This window comes from Roseicyclus marinus, assembly GCF_030163795.1.
Classification (GTDB): domain Bacteria; phylum Pseudomonadota; class Alphaproteobacteria; order Rhodobacterales; family Rhodobacteraceae; genus Roseicyclus; species Roseicyclus marinus.
Genome location: NZ_JASJOF010000017.1, coordinates 1 through 19,188 on the forward strand (window position 1 = coordinate 1; position 19,188 = coordinate 19,188).

A 19,188-nucleotide genomic window follows, 5' to 3' on the forward strand; every position below is an offset into this window, starting at 1 on the left:
CCGCCGAAGCGCGCGCCGCCGCGGAGGCCGCCGCCGCAGCACAGGCCGCCGCCATCGCCGAAGCCGCAGCCGAGGCCGAGGCCCGCCGCGCCGCCGTCGCCGCCGAGATCGCCCGTCTCGCCGCCGAACGGGAGGCGCGCCGTCAGGCCGATGCCGGCATCGCCGCCTGCCTCGACACCGCAGGCCCGCCCTCCGCCGCCGTCCCGGTCGACGAAGCGGCGCAGCGCGCCCTGTTCACGCGGCTGCGCGACGCGCTCCCCGCCTGCCAGGAGGCCGCCAACCTCGACCCGCAGGCCGGCGGCCCGCTCTTTCATCTCGCCACCGTCGCGCAGGCGCGCGGCGAACATCGGGAGGCCGTGGCGCTCTACGACCGCGCGGCGGCGGCGGGCGTCGGCGCGGCCCATACGCGGCTCGGCGATTACTACAATTTCGGCATCGGCCCGATCCGCCCCGACATCGACCGCGCCGTGGCCAGCTATCGTGCCGCGACCGATCTGGGCGATCTGGCGGGCACGACGACGCTTGCCTTCATGTACCGGCTCGGGCGCGGCGTGCCGCGCGATACGGCCGAGATGCTCCGCCTGTTCCGCATCGCCGCCGATGGTGGCTACCACTTCGCCCAGATCAACCTCGCCCAGACCTATTTGACGGGCGAGGGTGTTCCGGGCGGCGCCGATCCCGCGCTCGGCATCCCCGACGCCCGCGCCGCCGTGCCGCTTCTCGCCGCAGCTGCGCGGGGCGGCAATCTCGACGCAGCGCGTGGTCTCGCCGCGCTTTACGCCACGGGGGCCGAGGGCGTGCCGCCCAATGCCTCCCAGCGCCTGCGCTGGACCCGGCATGTCGCCGAAACCGGCGATCCCGCCGCCATCGCGGCGCTGGCCTTCCTCCGCGAACAGGGGATCGGCGCGCCCGCCGACCCGCTTGCCGCCGCGCAGGGCTACATCGCCGCGCTCGAAACCGGCCAGATCGCGCCCGAGGCGCTCCGCGCCGCAGGCGGCCCGCGCGCGCCCGGATGGGACCGCCAGACCGCGATCGAGTTTCAGCGCATCTTGCAGGAGCGCGGGCTCTATCGTGGCCCGCTCGACGGCTTGGTCGGCCCCGGCACGCTTGGCGCGGCCCGCGCCGTCTCGGATTGAAAGCTTTGGTTAACACTCCCGCCCGAATTTCAACGCTTCGTTAGGATGTGTTGGCAAAAATTAACGATCCATCCCGTGGTATTCGGGGTTCGGCATCATGTCCGCCGCGATGGCGAAGCGGTTGGACATGTTGAAAAAGCCGATCACATCGGCCAGGTCGAAAATCTCGCCCTCGCTCAAGCCCGCATCGCGCAGGGCCTGCCGGTCCGGTTCGTCCACCTCCCACGGGGCGGTCGTCAATTTCCAAGCGAAATCAAGCATCTGACGCTGCCGTTCCGGCAGGTCGGCGACGCGGTAATTCATCACCAGCATCTCGCCCAGATGCGGATCGCCAGACAGCGCGCGCACCGCCTGACCATGGGCGACAAGGCAGTAAAAACAACGGTTTGCGCTGGAAACCACGACCGCGACCATCTCGCGCTCCAGCTTGCTCAACCCCGACGGGGCCAGCATCAGCGTGTTGTAGTATTGCGCAAAGGCCCTCAGCTTGTCCTGATTGCGCGAAAGGGTCCGCAAGACATTGGGAACAAACCCCAATTTCTCGGCGCAGACCTCGAAATAGCGGCGCATGTCCGCATCCAGATCGGCCGGATCGGGCAGGTCGTAGATCGACACATGGTCAGGCTGCGGCATGGGGGGTCCTCCTCCCGATCACCATTCCAGAGCCGCGCTTCCCCCGCAATCCCCCGGCTGCCTCTTCTCTGTTTTCCCAAATATCCCGGGGGGTTGCGGGGGGCAGCGCCCCCCGCCGTCACCACGCCCGCCTCAGTGGATGACCATCAGCCCCTCGCGCACGAGGCGGCGCACCAGCACCACCTTGCCCGCATCGTCCAACTCTCCGGGCAGGTCGGCCACGCGGATATCGCGGGCGGTGACGGCGGCCTCCAGCGTGTCGCGCGCAAAATCGGGCAGTTCGATTTCCGCCCCTTGGCAGATCAGCCGCACCGTTCCCTCCGCCTCGTCCGCCGTCAGATCGTGGATCAGATGCGGCCGCGCGCTGACATGCGTGTCGGGCCCCAAGCCCTTGAGTTTGCTCATTTCCGCCATCTGCCCATGGGCGCGGGGCACGCGGCCCGTCAGGAAATCCTGCTTGAACCCTTCCAGCAATTTGGCCAGCGGCGCTGTCTCGGCGATCTGTCCCAGCATCGCCTCGAACTCGGCCTGATGGCGCGTCACGTCATAGCCGCGATTGGCGAAGCCGGGCGGCAGCGCGCGGCGCAGCACCGGATCGCTATGGGCCATGACGTTCACGGCCTCGACCAGCACATCGGCCCATGTCCGGCACATCAGTCCTGTGGTGATGTGCAAGGACGGCTCGCCGGTTGCCACAGCATCATGCGCCAGCCCCCGCGGCACATACAACATGTCGCCCGGTTGCAGCACGAACCGCGCCGTTTCCGGCCCGATCTGCATCTGCGTCGGGTCGAAGGCCTGACTGGTCAGCGGCAGTTCCACCGGCGTGTCGTAGAACCGCCACTCCTTGGTTCCCGCGATCTGCAAGACCAGCACGTCATGGTCGTCGTAATGCGCGCGGAACCCTTGGCTCTGGGCTTGCGTCATGTAGATGTTGGTCTGCACCCGCGCCGAAAACACCGCCTCCAGCGCGCGGCAGAAGGCCGCCAGCCGCGGCAGCCGTTCATGCAGCCCCGACAAGATCACCGTCGCCCCGTCCGCGAACAGCTGGTTCACCCGGACCGGGTCTATGACGCCGGATTCATAGGCGAAATCGGCAGGCGTGATGTCCCCCGCGGCACGGGTGACGTTGATCTCGGGAACCGACAGGCCCATGGTCGTCACGACGTGATCGATATCGGAAAAACTCAGCAAGTCACCGTAATAGGATGCTTGATCCCGCGTGATGTGAAGCGGGGCCTTTTCGTAATGATCGGCAAAGAAGGTCTCGGGGCTGACCGGGGCGATGCACCAGTCGAAGCTGAAGTCGTGGTTTGGCATGGGGACTCACGGTATGAAAACTGGACCGTGATAGTTTGACCACGCCCAAGGACAGGCGTCCATCCCCGGAGCCTTGACGGGAACGCGAAGATTGACCGGCGATGCAGGCTTTGCGACAAGAGGGACAGCAAACCGGTCTCGCCGGATGTGAGCGACAAATAGCAAGACAGCACCCCAAGAGGAGAGACGTGCCATGTCCAGCGATGACAAGAAGAAACCCAAGACACTGTCAGATAGCGACATCAAGACGGAACACCGGTCCGGCCGGCGCGGTTTTCTCGGCCTGATGGCCGTGGGCGGTGCCGCCGGCGCGGCGGCGGCGCTCGGGGCCGGTCAATCGCAGGCGCAGGCGACCGATAGCGACAATGGCAACTGGACCGATCGCGGCGGCTGTGGTCGGGGCGGTGGCGGTCTTTACACCGGGCGCACCGATGCCGACAGCGGCAACATCACCGACAGCGCGGGCTACGGACGCGGCGCGCCCTACTGCTGAGCCAAGGGCGCGACAGGAAAGAACCGCCGTCCGGCAGGGGCGGCGGTTTTTTCATGGGCCGAAGGCTCCGCTCAGATCATCCGGATCACATCCTTGTCGATCGACAGGACATAGCCCTTGCGGGCGATGTTCTTGATCAGCAATTCGCTGACGATCTGGTTGCCCAGCGTGTCGCGCAACCGCTTGATCCGCGTCGCGCCTGCCGCCTCGTCGGCGTCGGTTTCATGCTTGCCCGAGACCATCGCCTCAATCTGCGCGCCCGACAGCACCTCGTCATCCAGCCGCGCCTCGGCCAGCACGCTCAGCGTTTCCATCGCGGCATCCGTCAGCTTGAATTCGAGATTGTTGATCAGCACCACCCGTTCCTCGCGGCTGAGGATCAGCGACGATACCTGTATCCCCTGCCGCTCGATCTGGCCGATGCGGCGGTTGAGCGTCACGATGGTGACGAGAAACACCAGACAGGCAACCAGAAGGGCCGTGGCGAACAGCATCAGCACGAAGATCACCGCGCGATAGCTTTCCAGCACCTTGGAGAAACTCGTTCCGGTCTGCGCCATGATCTCGAGCACACGGGTCGCGTCGGGGTCGCGCACGTCGTTCAGGACGAACACCTCGGCCACGGCGGCATTGAACGCGTCGGCATCGGGCAGGTTCAGGAACAACAGCACGGCGCAGGCGGCCAGCACCCCGACCACGCCCAGCACTCCGAAAAGAACGATCCGCCCCGAGGCGATCCGCGTCTCAGAAACGGAGGAAATACTCTGCGGCATCCGCTCTCCTCGTGGCGAGGCCCTGCTCATCGAAGACCGATACCACCTGCAACAATTCCCACCCGCCCTGTGCGATCCGGTCCGCGATCACAGGCTCTGCCGCGACCACCGTACAGGCGTCGGGCGGCAGTTCGATCACACCGTAATGAAGTCTGAGCGGGTTATCCATCTTTGCCCGGTAGTCGGCGTAACACGCCGCCAGCGCCGGGTTGGCCACAAGCATCAGCGTGCCGGCAAGGGTGAGGGGGCGAAGCCATGTCATATGTCTGCTCGATCCTGTTTGTGTCCCCCGGCTGCGTGGGGTTTGCGTTACTGCCTTGCCCCGGTGCGCCTGCGTCATGCAATGACATCTGCCACGAACGGCGCGGTTATCCGATAACCGACCGCTTCGGCCCGCCCTTGTGCGCGGATGGGCGGCATGGGATGAACACTCATGCCACGAAACCGTCCCGACCTGAGCCATGAAACCGCCCTTGGCGCGCGGGTCTGCGGCGTCGACGAGGCGGGGCGCGGTCCGTTGGCAGGGCCCGTTTCGGCGGCGGCCGTGATCCTGAACCCCGCCGACATTCCGGACGGCCTGAACGATTCAAAGACCCTGACCGCCGCACGGCGCGAGGCGCTGTTCGACCAGATCCACGCCCGCGCGCAGGTCAGCCTTGCTTGGGCCAGCGTCGAGGAAATCGACCGGCTGAACATCCGCGCGGCGTCTCTCCTCGCAATGCGGCGCGCGGTCGAGGGGCTGTCGCCCACACCCGACGCGGCGCTGATCGACGGCAACGCCTGCCCCGAGGGGTTGCCGTGCCGCGGCGTGACGCTGGTCAAGGGCGATGCGCTCAGCCTGTCGGTCGCCGCCGCCTCGATCATCGCCAAGGTGGCGCGCGACCGGGTGATGACAGCCTTGGCCTCCGAGTTCCCCGGCTATGGCTGGGAGGTCAACGCAGGCTACCCAACGGCGGCGCACCGGGCGGCCCTACTAGATCTGGGGGTTACCCCCCACCATAGACGGTCGTTCCGGCCCGTGCACAACATATTGCTGTCCGCCATCAAATAACCATTTGATTCCAATAAATAAATTGACGCCGAATCAGTTTTGGGCGACTCTGCCCCCATCCCGGGAACGCCCGTCAGAGGCGCGGACAAGAGGCAGAGATGACAACCAAAACAAAACCCAAGGCAGCGCCCGCGCTGCCGCGCAATACGATTTTGGCTGGCGATTGCATCGAGATGATGCAGGCGCTGCCCGATGCTTCGATCGACCTGATCTTTGCCGATCCGCCCTACAACCTTCAGCTCAAGGGCAGCCTGCACCGGCCCAACAACACGCTGGTCGATGCCTGCGACGACCATTGGGACCAGTTCGACAGTTTCGCCGCCTATGACGCCTTCACCAAGGCCTGGCTGGCCGAAGCGCGCAGGCTGCTCAAGCCCGATGGCGCGATCTGGGTGATCGGCAGCTATCACAACATCTTCCGCGTCGGCGCGGAATTGCAGAACCAGGGTTACTGGATCCTCAACGACGTGGTCTGGCGCAAGTCGAACCCGATGCCGAATTTCCGCGGGATGCGGCTGACCAACGCCCATGAGACGCTGATCTGGGCGACCCGGACCGAGGGCGCGAAATACACCTTCAACTACGAGGCGCTGAAATCGCTGAACGAAGGCGTGCAGATGCGGTCGGATTGGGTGATCCCGATCTGCAACGGCGGCGAAAGGCTCAAGGACGACAAGGGCGACAAGGCCCATCCGACTCAAAAGCCCGAGGCGCTCTTGCACCGCATCCTGGTCGGCACGACCAATCCCGGCGACGTGGTGCTGGACCCGTTCTTCGGCACCGGCACGACCGGGGCGGTGGCCAAGATGCTGGGCCGCGACTGGATCGGGATCGAGCGCGAGGAAAGCTATCGCCAGATCGCCGAGAAACGCCTCGGTTCCGTGCGGCGGCTCGACAGCGGGGCCTTGCAGGTCTCGACCTCGAAGCGGCAGGAGGTGCGGGTGCCCTTCGGTCAGCTGGTCGAGCGCGGCATGCTGCGTCCGGGCGAGATGCTGGTGAATGCCCGCGGCCAGAGCGCCAAGGTGCGCGTCGACGGGACGCTGATCGCCGATGACGTCAAGGGCTCGATCCACCAGGTTGGCGCAAGGCTCGAGGGCGCGCCGTCGTGCAACGGCTGGACCTACTGGCATTTCCGCCGCGACGGGCAGACCGTGCCCATTGATGTGTTGCGCCAGCAGTTGCGCGCCGAGATGCAAGGCTGAAACAGGCATGAACCACGGGCCCGGCGCGATCCGCCGCGCCGCCCGATCTCTGCCCCCGTCGGCAACCCAGGCCCGGCGGGGGTTTTTTCATGTCCAGTGCCTTGCGAAGGCTCTCGGACCCGTCACCCCGACCGCCCGGGGCGCAGATCAAGCCACCGCCAGCCCCTCGTCGCTCAACCCGTCGAGACGCGGCATCAGCGACAGCAATTCCCGCGTGTAGGGATGTTGCGGGGCTGCGAACAGGGCCTCGGTCTCGGCCACCTCGACCAGCTTGCCATCTTTCATCACGCCGACCCGGTCGCACATCTGCCGCACCACGGGCAGGTCGTGGGAGATGAACAGCATGGTCAGGTTCAGATGTTCCTGCAAATCCTTGAGGATATTCAGGATCTGCGCCTGGATCGACACGTCGAGTGCGCTTGTCGGCTCGTCGCAGATCAAGAACCGTGGCTGGGTGGCCAACGCGCGGGCGATCGAAATCCGCTGTCTCTGCCCGCCCGAAAATTCGTGCGGATACTTCAGCCCCGCCTCGGCCCCCAATCCCACGCGATCCAGCAACTCCGACACGCGCGCCTGTAGCGCCGCGCCCTTGAGCAGACCGTGATGGCGCGCGGGCTCTGCCACGATCTCGTCGACGCGCATGCGCGGGTTCAGGCTCGAATACGGGTCCTGAAAGATCATCTGGATTTCGCGGCGGTACCAGTCCGGCACGCCCCGCGCGGTGGCCGTCACGTCGCGCCCGCCATAGCGTACGGTCCCGCCGTCCACGGCATATAGCCCCGCGATCATGCGTGCGATGGTCGATTTGCCCGAACCGCTTTCGCCGACCAGCCCGAAAACCTCGCCTTGGTTGATGGTAAACCGCGCCGCGTCGACGGCAGTGAAATACTCCCGCCGCGACGGCAACAGCGCGCGTTTCGAGACAAAGCGCTTGGTGATCCCCTCGACCTCGATCAGGGGGGCGCCGCGTTCCGCCTCGGGCTTGGGCCAGTTGCGGGCCAGATCCTCGATGGCAAAGCCCGTGACGCGCCCGCCGTAGGAAATCAGCGGAAAGCGCCGCAGCTTCAGCGTGGGCCGGGGCACGGCGGCGATCAACGACTTGGTATAGGGATGGTCCGGCTTGCCCAGAACCTGGGCGGTGGGGCCCGTTTCCACCACCTCGCCCATATACATGACGGTCACCACGTCGGTCGTATCCGCAATGACGCCCATGTCATGGGTGATCAGGATCACGCCCACCTGACGTTCCCGCGCCAGCCCCTTGATCAGGTCCAGGATCTGCGCCTGGATCGAGACATCGAGCGCGGTCGTGGGTTCGTCCGCGATGATCACGTCGGGTTCCGAACACAGCGCCAGCGCGATCACCACGCGCTGCCGCATCCCGCCGGAAAACTGGTGCGGATACTGGTTCACCCGCTCCTTGGGGTTGGGGATGCCGACACGTTCGATCAGGTCGATGGCGCGGGCCTCGGCCTCGGCCTCCGACAGGCCCAGATGCGCCTTGATCGTTTCCACCAACTGCTGGCCCACCGTGAAGAGCGGGTTCAACGAGGTCAGCGGGTCCTGAAAGATCATAGAGATCTTCTTGCCGCGCAGATCGGCCATCGCCGCGGCATCAAGGCCCGAGATCTCCTCGCCCCGGAACCGGATCACCCCGCCCGTGATCCGCCCCGGCGGATCCAAGAGGCCCATGACAGCCGCCCCGATGGTGGATTTGCCCGCGCCGCTTTCGCCCACAAGGCCGTGGATCTGTCCCGCCTCGACGGTCAGATGCGCATTCTTGACCGCGGTGAAGGTCTTGCGCCGCGTCGGGAACTGGACGGTGAGGTTGTCGATTTCCAGCAATGCCATCAGCGCAGCCTCGGGTTCAGGGCGTCGCGCAGCCAGTCACCCAAAAGGTTCACGGCCAGCGCAAGGATCAAGAGGGTGCAGGCGGGGAAGAACAGGATCCACCACTCGCCCGAGAACAGGAACCCTTGCCCGATGCGGATCAGCGTTCCCAGACTCGGCTCGGTGGGTGGCGCGCCGACGCCCAGAAAGGACAGCGTCGCCTCCGCAATGATGGCCAGCGCTAGCGAGATCGTGGCGATGACCAGCACGGGCGACAGCACGTTGGGCAGGATATGGCGCAGCATGATCGCCCCCGGGCTCCGCCCGATCAGGCGGGCGGCCTGCACGTATTCCTTGGATTTCTCGACCATCGTGGCACCCCGCACGACGCGTGCGAATTGCACCCAGTCCGACAGGCCGATGGCGATGATCAGCACCCAGATCGCCACATCGTTGCGGTATTCGGGCGGCGTGATCCCCTTGGCCACGCCAAAGATCAGCATGGCGACTAGGATCGCGGGGAATGTCAGCTGCACATCGGCGACGCGCATGATGATCGTCTCGACCAAGCCCCCGACATAGCCCGCGATGAGCCCCAGCGTGATGCCCAGCACCATGGCGAAGCCCACGGCGGCGAACCCCACGAAGAGAGAGATCCGCAAACCATAAAGGATCGTGGAAAACACGTCCCGTCCTTGGTCGTCGGTGCCCATGAAAAAGCTTTCGCCGGTGAACATGTTGGGCGTTCCGGGCGGGGTGAAGCCGTTCATCAGGTTCAGCGTCGCGGGGTTGAACGGGTCATGCGGCGCGATCAAGGGCGCGCAGATCGCGGCCCCGACCATGAGGATCGTGACCAAGGCCGAGATCATGGCGACCGGCGACCGGCGGAAGGCATGGGCGACATCGCTGTCCCAGGCCATCGACAGGCGCGACCGGGGGGCGGAACGGGGGGGCGTGACGGGTGTATCGGTCATGGCCTCAGCTCCTCAACCGCGGATCGATGGCGACATAAAGCAGGTCGACGGCAAGGTTGATGCCCACGAACATCACGGAAATCAGCATCAGGTAGGCGGCCATCACCGGGATATCGACGAACTGGATCGCGTTGATGAACAGAAGTCCCACGCCCGGCCATTGGAACACCGTCTCGGTGATGATCGCGAAGGCGATGATCGAGCCCAGTTGCAGGCCCGTCACCGTGATCACCGGCACCAGCGTGTTCTTCAGCGCATGGCGGAAATGGATCGCGCGCTGCGACAGGCCGCGCGCGCGGGCGAAGCGGATGTAATCTTGCCGCATCACCTCCAGCATCTCGGAGCGGACCAGCCGCATGATCAGCGTCATCTGGTACAGCCCCAGCGTGATCGCGGGCAGGATCAGCGCGACCAGCCCCGATTGCGTCAAGAACCCGGTGGACCAGCCCCCAAGCTGCACCACCTCGCCACGTCCGAAACTGGGCAGCCAACTGAGCTCCACGGCAAAAAGGTAGATCAGCAAGATCCCGATCAGGAAGGTCGGCAGCGACACGCCGATCAGGCTGAGGGTCATGATCGCATTGGCCGCAAATCCATTGCGCCGGATCGCGGTGAAAATGCCCAGCACGATCCCGAGGATGAGGGCGAAAGCCCCCGATACGGCGGCAAGTTCCAGCGTCGCGGGCAGGCGTTCAGCGATGATCTCGGCCACCGGGCGGCCTTGGCGGTAGGAAATGCCCAGATCGCCCTGTGCCGCGCGCAGCAGGAAATTGGCGTATTGCACGAAGAACGGATCATTCAGACCCAGGTTCTCACGCAACCGCTCGATATCCTCGACGGTGCGTTCCTGCCCCAGCATCGTCTCGACCGGGTCGCCGACAAAGCGGAACATGGCAAAGGCAACCAGCCCCACGACAAACAGGACAAGCACCGATTGCGCGATGCGGCGGAGGATGTAGCTGAACATGTGGATGGCGTTCCTGTTGCTGTCGGACAGGGTTGCAATGCCTTGCCCCCGAGCGTCAACCCTTACCCTGTCGTCACGCGACATGGGCCGCCCCGCAGGACGGCCCGTGCATCGTCAGGGGGCGGTTTGCTCAGTCCACGCTCACCCAGCGCAGGATGAAGAAATTGTCCGGCCGCTGGGTCAGGGTAACGCCGTTGCGCACCCCCCAAAGCAGCGGTTCGACATAAAGCGGCACATAGACCATGTCGTCTTGCACGATGGCTGCCGCCTCGTCGAGCATGGCCTGCCGCGCGTCCTCGTCGATCTCGGACTGGATCATCGGCAGCAAGGCGTCGATGCGGGGATTGGAATAGCCGCCGAAATTCCATGTCCCGAGACTTTCGCCCGCCGTATGGACAAGGAACCGCAAAGGGTGTTCGGCATCGAAGGTGCCCGGCGACCAGCCCAGCAGGTACATGTCGAAATTGCCCGCCCGCAGTTCCGGCCAGTAATTCGACACCGGCCCCGCCTCCAGCGTCGCGCGCAGTCCGACCTGCGCCAGCATGCCCACGATGGCTTGGCAGACGGCCTCGTCGTTGATGTAGCGGTCATTGGTGCACGACAGCGTGAATTCGAAGCCGTCGGGATAGCCCGCCTCGGCCAACGCCGCACGCGCCGCATCGGGGTCGAGCACGGGCCGCGTGTCCTGCGCCGTGGAAAACCCGCGTGCCGAGGGCGGAACCAGCTGGCTTGCCGGTTCGGCCGACCCGCGCATGATCGTCTGCAAGATCGCGTCGACATTGACGGCCTGCGCCACCGCACCGCGCACTTGCACGTCCCGGAACGGGTTGGGCGCACCGTTTTGCAAGGTCTCGTGATCATGGGCAAAGCCCAGCATGATCACCCGGGTCTCGATGCCGCGCAGCACCAGAACGCCGTCGCCCGCGTCGATCCGGTCGGCATCTTGCACGGGCACTGGGTTGATCATGTCGATCTCGCCCGACAACAGCGCGGCCACCGCGGTCGCGTCGTTCTGGATCGGGGTGAAGATGGCGCGGGTGATGTTGTGCTCCACCTCGCCCCACCAGCCTTCAAAGGGTTCCAGAATTGTCTCCAGATCGGGCTGTCGCGACACGAGGCGGAAGGCGCCGGTTCCATTGGCGTTCAGCGTCGCGAAATTCTCGGCGTCGCGCGCCACGCCCGCCGCGCCATTCGCCTCGGCCCAGCCGCTGTCCATGATCATCCAGTTGGCGATGGAGTCGGGAAAGATCGGCTGTGGCGACCGGGTCAGGATGTCGATGGTGTACTCATCCACGACCACGAGGTCCGTGACCGGCGCGAACCAGCTGCGCACGTCGGATTGCTCCGAGGCCGCGCGTTCGTAGCTGAAACGCACATCCTCGGCGGTAAAGGCCGCGCCATCGTGAAACGTGACGCCCTCGCGCAGCGTGAACCGCCAGCCCGCACCCTCGGGCAGGGGTTCCCATGCCGTGGCCAGCGCCGGTTCGATGCTCATGTCGCGCCCGCGCCGCACAAGCCCCTCGTAGACATTGTTGAGAAAGCCCAGAACCGGGGTCGAGGATACGGCGTGGGGGTCCATGGTCTGCGGATCGGTGGTCGAGGCCCAACGGAAGGTCTCGGAAACGGCGGGTGTGGCCATCAGCGCCGCAAGGGCTGTGGCCATCCAAAAGCGGTTCATCATCTTGGTCCCTTTTGCACGGGCGCGCTGGAATGGCATTGCCCAATTCAAATTAGCCTGACCCATCCGGGGACGGATCGCAAACCTGCGCCGGTCACGGATTGGTGAAAGCTCTCCCGCAGCTCAGGCCTGCGGCACGAACAGCGACAGCGCGTGGTAAAAGATCGGCGCGGCAAAGATCACGCTGTCGAGCTGCCCCAATACCCCGCCTTGACCGGGGATCAGGTGCGACCAGTCCTTCACGCCCTTGTCGCGCCGGATCGCGGCGATGACGAGGCTGCCGAACACCCCGGTCGCCGAGGCAAGCGCCGCCATCGCCGCCGCCCCGAGGGGCGAGAAGGGGGTGATCCAGCTCAGGCCCGCCCCGATCGCCGCCGCCGCCACAAGGCCCGTGATCGTGCCCTCGACTGTTCTGGGCGACAGGTCTCGCGCGATCTTGCGACGTCCGAACCGACGGCCGGCGTAATAGTCGAACAGATCACCGAACTGCACCACCATCACGAGAAAGCCGATCAAGAGGATCGCCGCATCCGTCCCCCCGGCAAGCTCGTGGTTCACCAGCGCGGGCACATGGCTGACGCAATAGACACACAGCATCAGGCCCCATTGGGTTTCCGCCACCCGTTCGAGGAACCGACGCGGGTCGCCACGCAGCGCCGAAATGACCGGCAACAGCAGAAAGGCGAAGACCGGGATGAACACGGTCTGAAGCGTGGTCCAGCCAAGTCCGACAAAGACATATTGCAAGGGCAGGATGACAAAAGCCCCCAGCGCCAGCGACAGGTGATCGGCCCGGCGCTTGGTCGCCAGCGTCAGGAATTCGCGCAGCGCCGCGAAACTGGCAAAGGCGAACAACAGCACGATGCCGACCTTTCCCGACAGCGCCGCCAGCGTCATCAAGATGACCATGACCCACCAGGACTGCACCCGCGTCATGAAGATCTCGACCGCCGGGTTGGTCTGACCCCAGGGCAGGCGGCCGCGCAACGCCTCGCCCACCAACGACAGGATGGTCAGGATGCCCGCCGCGACCGAGGCGAGGATCAAGATGTCGAATGTCGACTGGCTTGTCATGGCGTGCGATCCGGCTCGGCCGGCCTGAGCGCCAGCAGGGCGGCGGCCGCGCGGGCAAGGAAATTGCCCCGGTTCTCGCCCGGTTCGACCTTGATCGGCGCGCCGAAGGTCACGGTGCAGATCAGGGGCAGGGGGATCACCTCGCCCTTGGGCATGATCTCGTTCAGGTTGGCGATCCATGCCGGGACCAGATCGACATCGGGCCGGGCGCGGCCGATGTTGTAAAGCCCCGCGCGGAACGGCAACAGGGCCGCATCGCCCATGTTGCGGTTTCCCTCTGGAAAGAGGATCAGGCTCGACCCCTCGTCGAGCGCGGCAAGGATCGCCTCCATCGGGTCTTCCGTCCGCTCCTCCCTGCGACGGTCGACAAGGACGCAGTTGAAGACTTCGGGCCCGACAAAGGCCCGGAGCGGCGTCTTCAGCCAGTAATCGGCGGCGGCGACGGGCCGAGTGTGGCGCCGGATATGACCCGGCAGGCAGGCCCAGATCATCGGCATGTCGGCGTTGGACACGTGGTTGGCGAAATAGACCCGCTGGCGCGCGACGGGCTCGATACCGCGCCAATCGGCGCGCACGGCGGTGATGAAGCGGGCGATCAGAACCAGCGCATGGCCGACGATGCGCGCGGCGATGCGGCGGGGCAGGCCACGCCTTGGTCTGGGGTCTGTCATCCGTCCTCCCGGAGGCGCAGAGTGGCGAGGCCGGGGCGCTGGCGTCAAGGGGGATGGGGGCCTTCGTTGCGCTTGTGCCGCCGCTGGCCTCTTGGCACAAGGGCAGCACCATGTGGGGAGGGACCAGATGACAAGTTGGGCACGCGGCCGTACGGCCGAGGGAAAGATCGTCACGGGCGTGATCGCGCAGGACGCGCTGCATCCGCGCGCGGCGCTGGGATCGGACGAGGCGGCAGGCGCGGCGCTGCCGCTGTCCGAGGTGACATTGCTCGCCCCGGTGGTGCCGGGGAAATTCGTCGGATTATGGAACAACTTCAAAGCCGCCGCCGAAAAGGGCGGGCAGGCGCACCCGACCCATCCCCTGTGGTTTCTCAAGGCGGACACCTCGCTGGCCGGCCCCGGCGATACCGTGGCGCTGCCCGAAAGCGCGGGGCGCGTGATCTTCGAGGGGGAGCTGGGCATCGTGATCGGCCAGACCTGCAAGAACGCGACCGAGGCAGAGGCCGAAGCCGCCATCCTAGGCTATACCTGCGTGAACGATTTCACCTCGCTCGACGTGCTGAACGCGGAGCCCAGTTTCCCGCAATGGACACGCGCCAAAAGCTTCGATGGGTTCGGGGTGATCGGTCCGGTCGTCGCGACCGGGCTTGATTGGCAGTCCCTCGTGGTCAAGGTCATGGTCGATGGCCGCGAGCGGCAAAGCTATGACGCCTCCGACATGATCCTCAGCCCGCCTCGGATCGTGCAACTCCTGTCGCAGGACATGACGCTCCATCCCGGCGACGTGATCGCCTGCGGCACCTCGCTCGGGGCGCGGCCGGTCAAGGCGGGGCAGGTGGTCGAGGTCGTCATCGACGGGATCGGCTCGGTCGGTGTGACACTGGCGGCGGGGGCTTGAGCCCGCTGAACCGGTCGGGGCCTCAGGCGGTCCCGGCCGGTATCCCGGCGCGGGTCGCGCCGCCCCAGCCGATGCCGATCAGCAGCATCGCCGCCATCCCGTGTTCCACGATCATGGTGGTGTTCCCAAGCCCCGCCACCGCAAGATAAAGCATCACCAACAGCCCAAGCCGCGCCGCCGCCTGTCGGTCCGGATCGCCCGCCGTAGTCCCGTGCAACCGGGCAAAGGCCCACAGGCCAAGCGCCAGATAGGCCGTGACCGCCAGAACCCCGACGATGCCGCGCTCGACCAGCAGCGTGGTCCACAGGTTGTGGCCATGGCCGGGCGAGAAATAGAAGCGGCCCGCTTCCGCGTCGAAATTCCGGCCCTCGGCCTCCAGCTCGGCCCGAACAACCGCGGGGTCGGTCGCCACGTTGAAACTGCGCACGCCGGTTCCGAACAGGGGCTGGCGGTCATAGACCTCCAGCGCCATGAACAGGATGCTGTCACGGTGGGACAGCAGGTTGGTGCCGTCGAACCGGTCCATCACCTCGGCCCGGAACGGCGCGGCCTGCGGCAACGCCATCAGGCCTGCACAGGCGACCCCGACGGCCGCAATCGCGCCCATGATCGCCGCTCTGGAAAAGCTCTGGCGCAGCAGCAGCGCAAGCCCCACCGCGCTGATAACGAGGCCCGCGCCCAGCGACACGATGCTGCGCGAGGGCACGAAATAGACGAAGCTCGCCACGATCCCCAGAACGCCCAGCACCTGCATCCAGCGGCTCGTGTCGCGCAAGGCTGCCAAGCCTGCGGCCAACACGCCGACCATGTAGAGCGCGGAATGGTTCACATGCCCAACCGACCGGAATTCCGGGTAGGTCTTGCCGTTCAGCGACCAGATCCAGAAGCTTTCGCCCACCGCTGCGACGCCCCCGAGCAGCGCCGCCGCCACCAGCACGCGCCACTGCAGCGGGCTGTATCCCAGCCGCGCCGCGACGATGGCGGTCAACCCGATCAGCAGCCAATGCTTGGCGCTGTCCAGCACCTCGACCTGCCCGCGGTATTCCGAGGTCAGCGGCCCAAGGAAAGACACGAGGATCAGCACCCAGACCGCCCATTCAAAGGGCGGCGCACGCCCGAAGTTCCGGCGCAGCACGCCAAGGATCAGGAAGACGAGCAGCAAGACACCCCCGAAGATATTCTTGGGTGCCTCGAACAGCGGCAGGCAGAACAGCAAGATGGCAAGGATCGTCACCTCCCCTGCCGTAGCAGCGCGCGCGCCCGGGGCAGCGCCGGTTGCCGGGGCGGTCAGGCGCGTTTTCAGGAGGTTCGGCATGGGGTGATGGTCCCGGTCTCTACTGGCACGTCGCGTGCGGGGCGCGATAGGGCAGGGGAAAAGGTCACGGGTCTCCGTTCCGTCTCCTCGCCGCAGGCCGCCACCTACTGCAGGGCGCACGGTTAGGGCCTGCCCCCCCGAGCGTCAAGCACGCGTCCCGCGACAGCCCCCGGTGTCGCCGCAGCCGTGCCGCTGCGCAACAGGCGCGCCGCGACCTGTCGCGCAGGCGGTGGCGCGGGGCCCTGTCCCGTGCCGCGTCTTAACCTTCCGTCAGGAATTGCGCCGGAATCTTGAGACGTTGTTCATGAAGATGACCGACGGTCGCGCCGCACACGCCGCCGACATGCGCTGTGCGCGACCGTCGCCCGACCGCAACACCGGGGAGATCGCAACGGCAGTGCCCGGACATCGCTTGTCGAAGATGGCGGTGCGGCGTAGCGTGAAACCTGCAGGGCACGGGCCCCGCGACGGAGAGTTCATGAAAGAGACCCGGGCATAAGCCCGTTCCCGTTCACCGCGTTCGGGAGCGTCGGAAACCAGAAGGCCGCTCACGCGTGACGCTGAGCGCTCTCTTTCCGTGACTTCATGACATCGAGCCAATCCCGTGAATATTTCCAAGCAAGAACAACGTGTCTTGCACGAACTCGCCCTTGGTGGGGCTATCCACCATGAGCGCGGCGAGGGCGGCAAGATCCGCGCCATCACCTGTTTCACCCGCGACGGACATGTCCTGACCGACTGTTCCTTCGACCTGTTCCTGCGCCTCAGGAAGCGGCGCTTCATCCGGTCGAACAATGGCCAGCCCTACCGCGTCTCGCGCCGGGGCATCGAAGCCGTGCGCGCACAACTCGATCAAAGATGACAGACCGAAGACAGGACGTGACCATGGACATCACCACGAACCATGTCGATCGCAAGGCCGAGATCGCCGCGCCGTTCGCGACAAGCTTCGGCAAGTCCGAAGGGGAGGATGAGGGCGCCGTCATCAAGCAACTCGTCTCCGGGATGCTCGGCAGCGTCGATGCGGCCGATCTCCTTGTCGTTTCGGCGCTGGACGGCGGCGAGGTCATCGGCAGCGTCGTCTTCACCCGATTGCGCTATCCTCGGGATGCGCGCGTCGTGTTCCTGCTTTCGCCCATGGCGGTCGCGCCGGGCTGGCAGGGGCAGGGTGTCGGCCTCGCCCTTCTGCAAGGCGGGCTCGCGCAGCTGCGCGGCCGGGGCGTCGACGTGGTGCTCACCTATGGCGATATCGGCTTTTACGGGCGGGGCGGCTTTGTCCCCGTCACGCAAGACGCCGCCGCAGCGCCCTTGCCGCTCAGCTATCCGGAGGGCTGGCTGGGGCGGAACCTGGTCAGGTCCGACCCGGTCTCGCTGACGGGTCCGTCCCGCTGCGTCGCGCCCTTGGAAAAACCCGAACTCTGGTGATCGGACTGCGCGGACGAACCCCTGCCTCTGCATGAAAAAAACCGCCCCGGTCGTCCGGGGCGGTTTCCTGGCTCGGGCCGCAGCGCCTCAGTTCATGTCGAAATACTTGAACTTCACGCTGTCATCCGCGTCCACATCGGTCGACCAAGCATCCGAGAGGCCCCAGTTCAGGACCTGGTTGTGGATCGGGATGTAGATCAGGTCTTCCTCAGCGATCGCCCAGAGATCGGCGATGGTCTGGTTGCGCGCCTCCAGATCCGTGTTGGAGGTCAGCGACTGGATCATCGCGTCCATGTCCGGGTTGGAATAGCGCGTGCCGTTCCACGACCCGCGGCCATCGCCCAGCGTGTGATAGAGGAAGTTGAAGACATATTCCGAATCGTAGGTCGGAACGCCCCAGCCCAGCAGATAGAAATCGGTCTGCAGGTTGGCGATCAGCGGGAAATGCTGCGCGCGCGGCAGGGCCGACAGGTTCACCGTGATCCCGATCTGGGCCAGCATACCCACAGCCGCCTGACAGATCGCTTCGTCGTTGACATAGCGGTCGTTGGGGCAGTCGAGCTGGATCGAGAAACCGTCGGCATAGCCGGCCTCGGCCATCAGCGCGCGGGCAGCTTCCACGTCATAGGCGGGATAGGCGTCGAGCTCTTCGGTCCAGCCGTTGACCGGCGGGGGCAGCATCGCGCCCGACGGATCCGACTGGCCGCGCATCACGACCTGCTGGATGGCCTCGCGGTTGATCGCGATGTCGATGGCCCGGCGCACGCGCACATCCGCCAGCGGGTTCGCCCCCTCGACATTGTCGAGCGTCAGATCGGCGTCGCCGACGTTCATCCCGAAAAAGATGTTGCGGTTCTGCGGCGCGGTCGCAAGCCCGATGCCGTCGGCGTCGGACACACGCTGAAGATCCTGAACCGGCACGTCTTGGATGAAATCCACCTCGCCCGTCAGGAGCGCCGCAACCCGCGTCGCGGGGTTCTGGATCGGGGTGAAGACCAGTTCGGTCACATCCATCGGGAAGGTGCCGATGCCCCAGTAGTCGGGGTTCTGCGTCATCACCGTGCGCACATCCGCCTCGCGGCTCTGCAGCACGAAGGGACCAGTGCCGTTGGTGTTGCGCGCGGCAAAGGTATCCTCGCCCGCGGCGTAATCCTGCACCGCTTCCGATCCGTTCTCGGCAGTCCAGCCCGCGTCCATCATCATGATGTTGGTCAGGTTGTTGGGCAACAGCGGGTTCGGCCCGTCGGTGACGATCTCGACCGTATAGGGGCCAGCCGCCCGCACTTCGGTCACGCCGGTCAGCAATTCCTTGAAGTTCGAGGTCTCCGACCGCGCCCGGTTCAGCGAGAAAACGGCATCCTCGGCATCAAAGGTCTGGCCGCCGTGAAAGGATACGCCCTCGCGCAGCTGGAACACCCAGACATTGGGATCATCGGCCGAAGGTTCCCAGCTCAGCGCCAGCGCCGGCTCCATCTCGCCGCGCATGTTCCGGACAATCAGCGGCTCGTAGATCTGGTGCAACAGCGTCGTGGTCGGCCCCTCGTTCTGCGAATGGGGGTCAAGCGTCAGCGCCTCGGCAGCACGCGCCCAACGGAGCGTTTCGGCAGAGGCCGTGGCGGTGGTCAGCGCCGTGGTCGCCAGAAGCGCCGCACCGAATGCGGCGAGTTTCATGGTCATCAGTATTCTCCCTGGTTTGTTATGGGTGGACCAAGCGCCGAGTATGGAGAGGTTTGCCGCCATGTCCAGAC

General features: G+C 65.8%; 19 protein-coding genes. 7 read left to right on the forward strand and 12 right to left on the reverse strand.

What is annotated here, in order from left to right; genetic code table 11:
* On the forward strand, positions 1 to 1,136 hold a 1,136-nt coding region (locus QQK63_RS16870; protein WP_284283252.1), incomplete at its 5' end, for a tetratricopeptide repeat protein.
* A gap of 60 nt (positions 1,137 to 1,196) precedes the next feature.
* Here QQK63_RS16870 and QQK63_RS16875 read toward each other — a convergent pair.
* Both QQK63_RS16875 and QQK63_RS16880 read right to left on the reverse strand, forming a co-directional pair.
* The gene (locus QQK63_RS16875; RefSeq protein ID WP_277828707.1) at positions 1,197 to 1,769 is read right to left on the reverse strand and encodes a peroxidase-related enzyme; all 573 of its coding nucleotides are present in this window, start codon (positions 1,767 to 1,769) and stop codon (positions 1,197 to 1,199) included.
* Positions 1,770 to 1,901: 132 nt separating this feature from the next.
* Entirely contained in the window at positions 1,902 to 3,089 is a 1,188-nt protein-coding gene (locus tag QQK63_RS16880) for a cupin domain-containing protein (protein WP_277828706.1), read from the reverse strand.
* A gap of 193 nt (positions 3,090 to 3,282) precedes the next feature.
* Between QQK63_RS16880 and QQK63_RS16885 the strand changes: the two genes are divergently transcribed.
* On the forward strand, positions 3,283 to 3,582 hold the full coding sequence (locus QQK63_RS16885) for a hypothetical protein (RefSeq protein ID WP_277828705.1): 300 nt from the start codon (positions 3,283 to 3,285) through the stop codon (positions 3,580 to 3,582).
* A 71-nt stretch (positions 3,583 to 3,653) separates the two neighbouring features.
* Here the strand turns inward: QQK63_RS16885 and QQK63_RS16890 are convergent, their stop codons facing one another.
* Both QQK63_RS16890 and QQK63_RS16895 read right to left on the reverse strand, forming a co-directional pair.
* Positions 3,654 to 4,355, reverse strand: coding sequence for a winged helix-turn-helix domain-containing protein (locus QQK63_RS16890; RefSeq protein WP_277828704.1), 702 nt, complete (start codon positions 4,353 to 4,355; stop codon positions 3,654 to 3,656).
* Positions 4,327 to 4,617, reverse strand: coding sequence for a hypothetical protein (locus tag QQK63_RS16895; protein ID WP_277828703.1), 291 nt, complete (start codon positions 4,615 to 4,617; stop codon positions 4,327 to 4,329). Before QQK63_RS16895 ends, QQK63_RS16890 begins: the two co-directional genes overlap by 29 nt.
* Positions 4,618 to 4,788: 171 nt before the next feature.
* On the opposite strand from QQK63_RS16895, the gene rnhB reads away from it, so the two are divergent.
* Positions 4,789 to 5,406 (forward strand): ribonuclease HII, encoded by a 618-nt coding sequence (gene rnhB, locus QQK63_RS16900; RefSeq protein WP_277828702.1) that lies wholly within the window; start codon positions 4,789 to 4,791, stop codon positions 5,404 to 5,406.
* A 98-nt stretch (positions 5,407 to 5,504) separates the two neighbouring features.
* Entirely contained in the window at positions 5,505 to 6,608 is a 1,104-nt protein-coding gene (locus QQK63_RS16905) for a site-specific DNA-methyltransferase (RefSeq protein ID WP_277828701.1), read from the forward strand.
* A 147-nt stretch (positions 6,609 to 6,755) separates the two neighbouring features.
* On the opposite strand, the gene QQK63_RS16910 is transcribed toward QQK63_RS16905, so the two are convergent.
* From QQK63_RS16910 to QQK63_RS16935, 6 genes are all read right to left on the reverse strand, one after another.
* Positions 6,756 to 8,459 (reverse strand): ABC transporter ATP-binding protein, encoded by a 1,704-nt coding sequence (locus QQK63_RS16910; protein WP_277828700.1) that lies wholly within the window; start codon positions 8,457 to 8,459, stop codon positions 6,756 to 6,758.
* On the reverse strand, positions 8,459 to 9,412 hold the full coding sequence (locus tag QQK63_RS16915; RefSeq protein ID WP_277828699.1) for an ABC transporter permease: 954 nt from the start codon (positions 9,410 to 9,412) through the stop codon (positions 8,459 to 8,461). Before QQK63_RS16915 ends, QQK63_RS16910 begins: the two co-directional genes overlap by 1 nt.
* A 4-nt stretch (positions 9,413 to 9,416) precedes the next feature.
* Entirely contained in the window at positions 9,417 to 10,379 is a 963-nt protein-coding gene (locus QQK63_RS16920; RefSeq protein WP_277828698.1) for an ABC transporter permease, read from the reverse strand.
* 130 nt (positions 10,380 to 10,509) lie between these two features.
* Positions 10,510 to 12,057, reverse strand: a complete 1,548-nt coding sequence (locus QQK63_RS16925) for an ABC transporter substrate-binding protein (RefSeq protein ID WP_277829086.1) — start codon at positions 12,055 to 12,057, stop codon at positions 10,510 to 10,512.
* A 123-nt stretch (positions 12,058 to 12,180) separates the two neighbouring features.
* The gene (locus QQK63_RS16930) at positions 12,181 to 13,131 is read right to left on the reverse strand and encodes a phosphatidate cytidylyltransferase (RefSeq protein WP_277828697.1); all 951 of its coding nucleotides are present in this window, start codon (positions 13,129 to 13,131) and stop codon (positions 12,181 to 12,183) included.
* The gene (locus tag QQK63_RS16935; RefSeq protein WP_277828695.1) at positions 13,128 to 13,802 is read right to left on the reverse strand and encodes a lysophospholipid acyltransferase family protein; all 675 of its coding nucleotides are present in this window, start codon (positions 13,800 to 13,802) and stop codon (positions 13,128 to 13,130) included. The genes QQK63_RS16930 and QQK63_RS16935 overlap by 4 nt, the downstream gene beginning before the upstream one ends.
* A 127-nt stretch (positions 13,803 to 13,929) precedes the next feature.
* On the opposite strand from QQK63_RS16935, the gene QQK63_RS16940 reads away from it, so the two are divergent.
* Positions 13,930 to 14,700, forward strand: a complete 771-nt coding sequence (locus tag QQK63_RS16940) for a fumarylacetoacetate hydrolase family protein (RefSeq protein WP_277828693.1) — start codon at positions 13,930 to 13,932, stop codon at positions 14,698 to 14,700.
* A gap of 22 nt (positions 14,701 to 14,722) precedes the next feature.
* Here the strand turns inward: QQK63_RS16940 and QQK63_RS16945 are convergent, their stop codons facing one another.
* Entirely contained in the window at positions 14,723 to 16,015 is a 1,293-nt protein-coding gene (locus QQK63_RS16945; RefSeq protein ID WP_277828692.1) for an O-antigen ligase family protein, read from the reverse strand.
* 604 nt (positions 16,016 to 16,619) lie between these two features.
* Here QQK63_RS16945 and QQK63_RS16950 point away from each other — a divergent pair.
* Complete coding sequence (locus tag QQK63_RS16950) at positions 16,620 to 16,877, forward strand: YjhX family toxin (protein WP_277828691.1); 258 nt, start codon at positions 16,620 to 16,622, stop codon at positions 16,875 to 16,877.
* A gap of 23 nt (positions 16,878 to 16,900) precedes the next feature.
* A complete protein-coding gene (locus QQK63_RS16955) occupies positions 16,901 to 17,440 on the forward strand; it encodes a GNAT family N-acetyltransferase (protein WP_277828689.1) in 540 nt (179 codons plus the stop codon).
* Positions 17,441 to 17,527: 87 nt separating this feature from the next.
* Here QQK63_RS16955 and QQK63_RS16960 read toward each other — a convergent pair whose 3' ends face one another.
* Positions 17,528 to 19,117 (reverse strand): ABC transporter substrate-binding protein, encoded by a 1,590-nt coding sequence (locus QQK63_RS16960; protein ID WP_277828688.1) that lies wholly within the window; start codon positions 19,115 to 19,117, stop codon positions 17,528 to 17,530.
* Between the last annotated feature and the right edge of the window lie 71 nt (positions 19,118 to 19,188).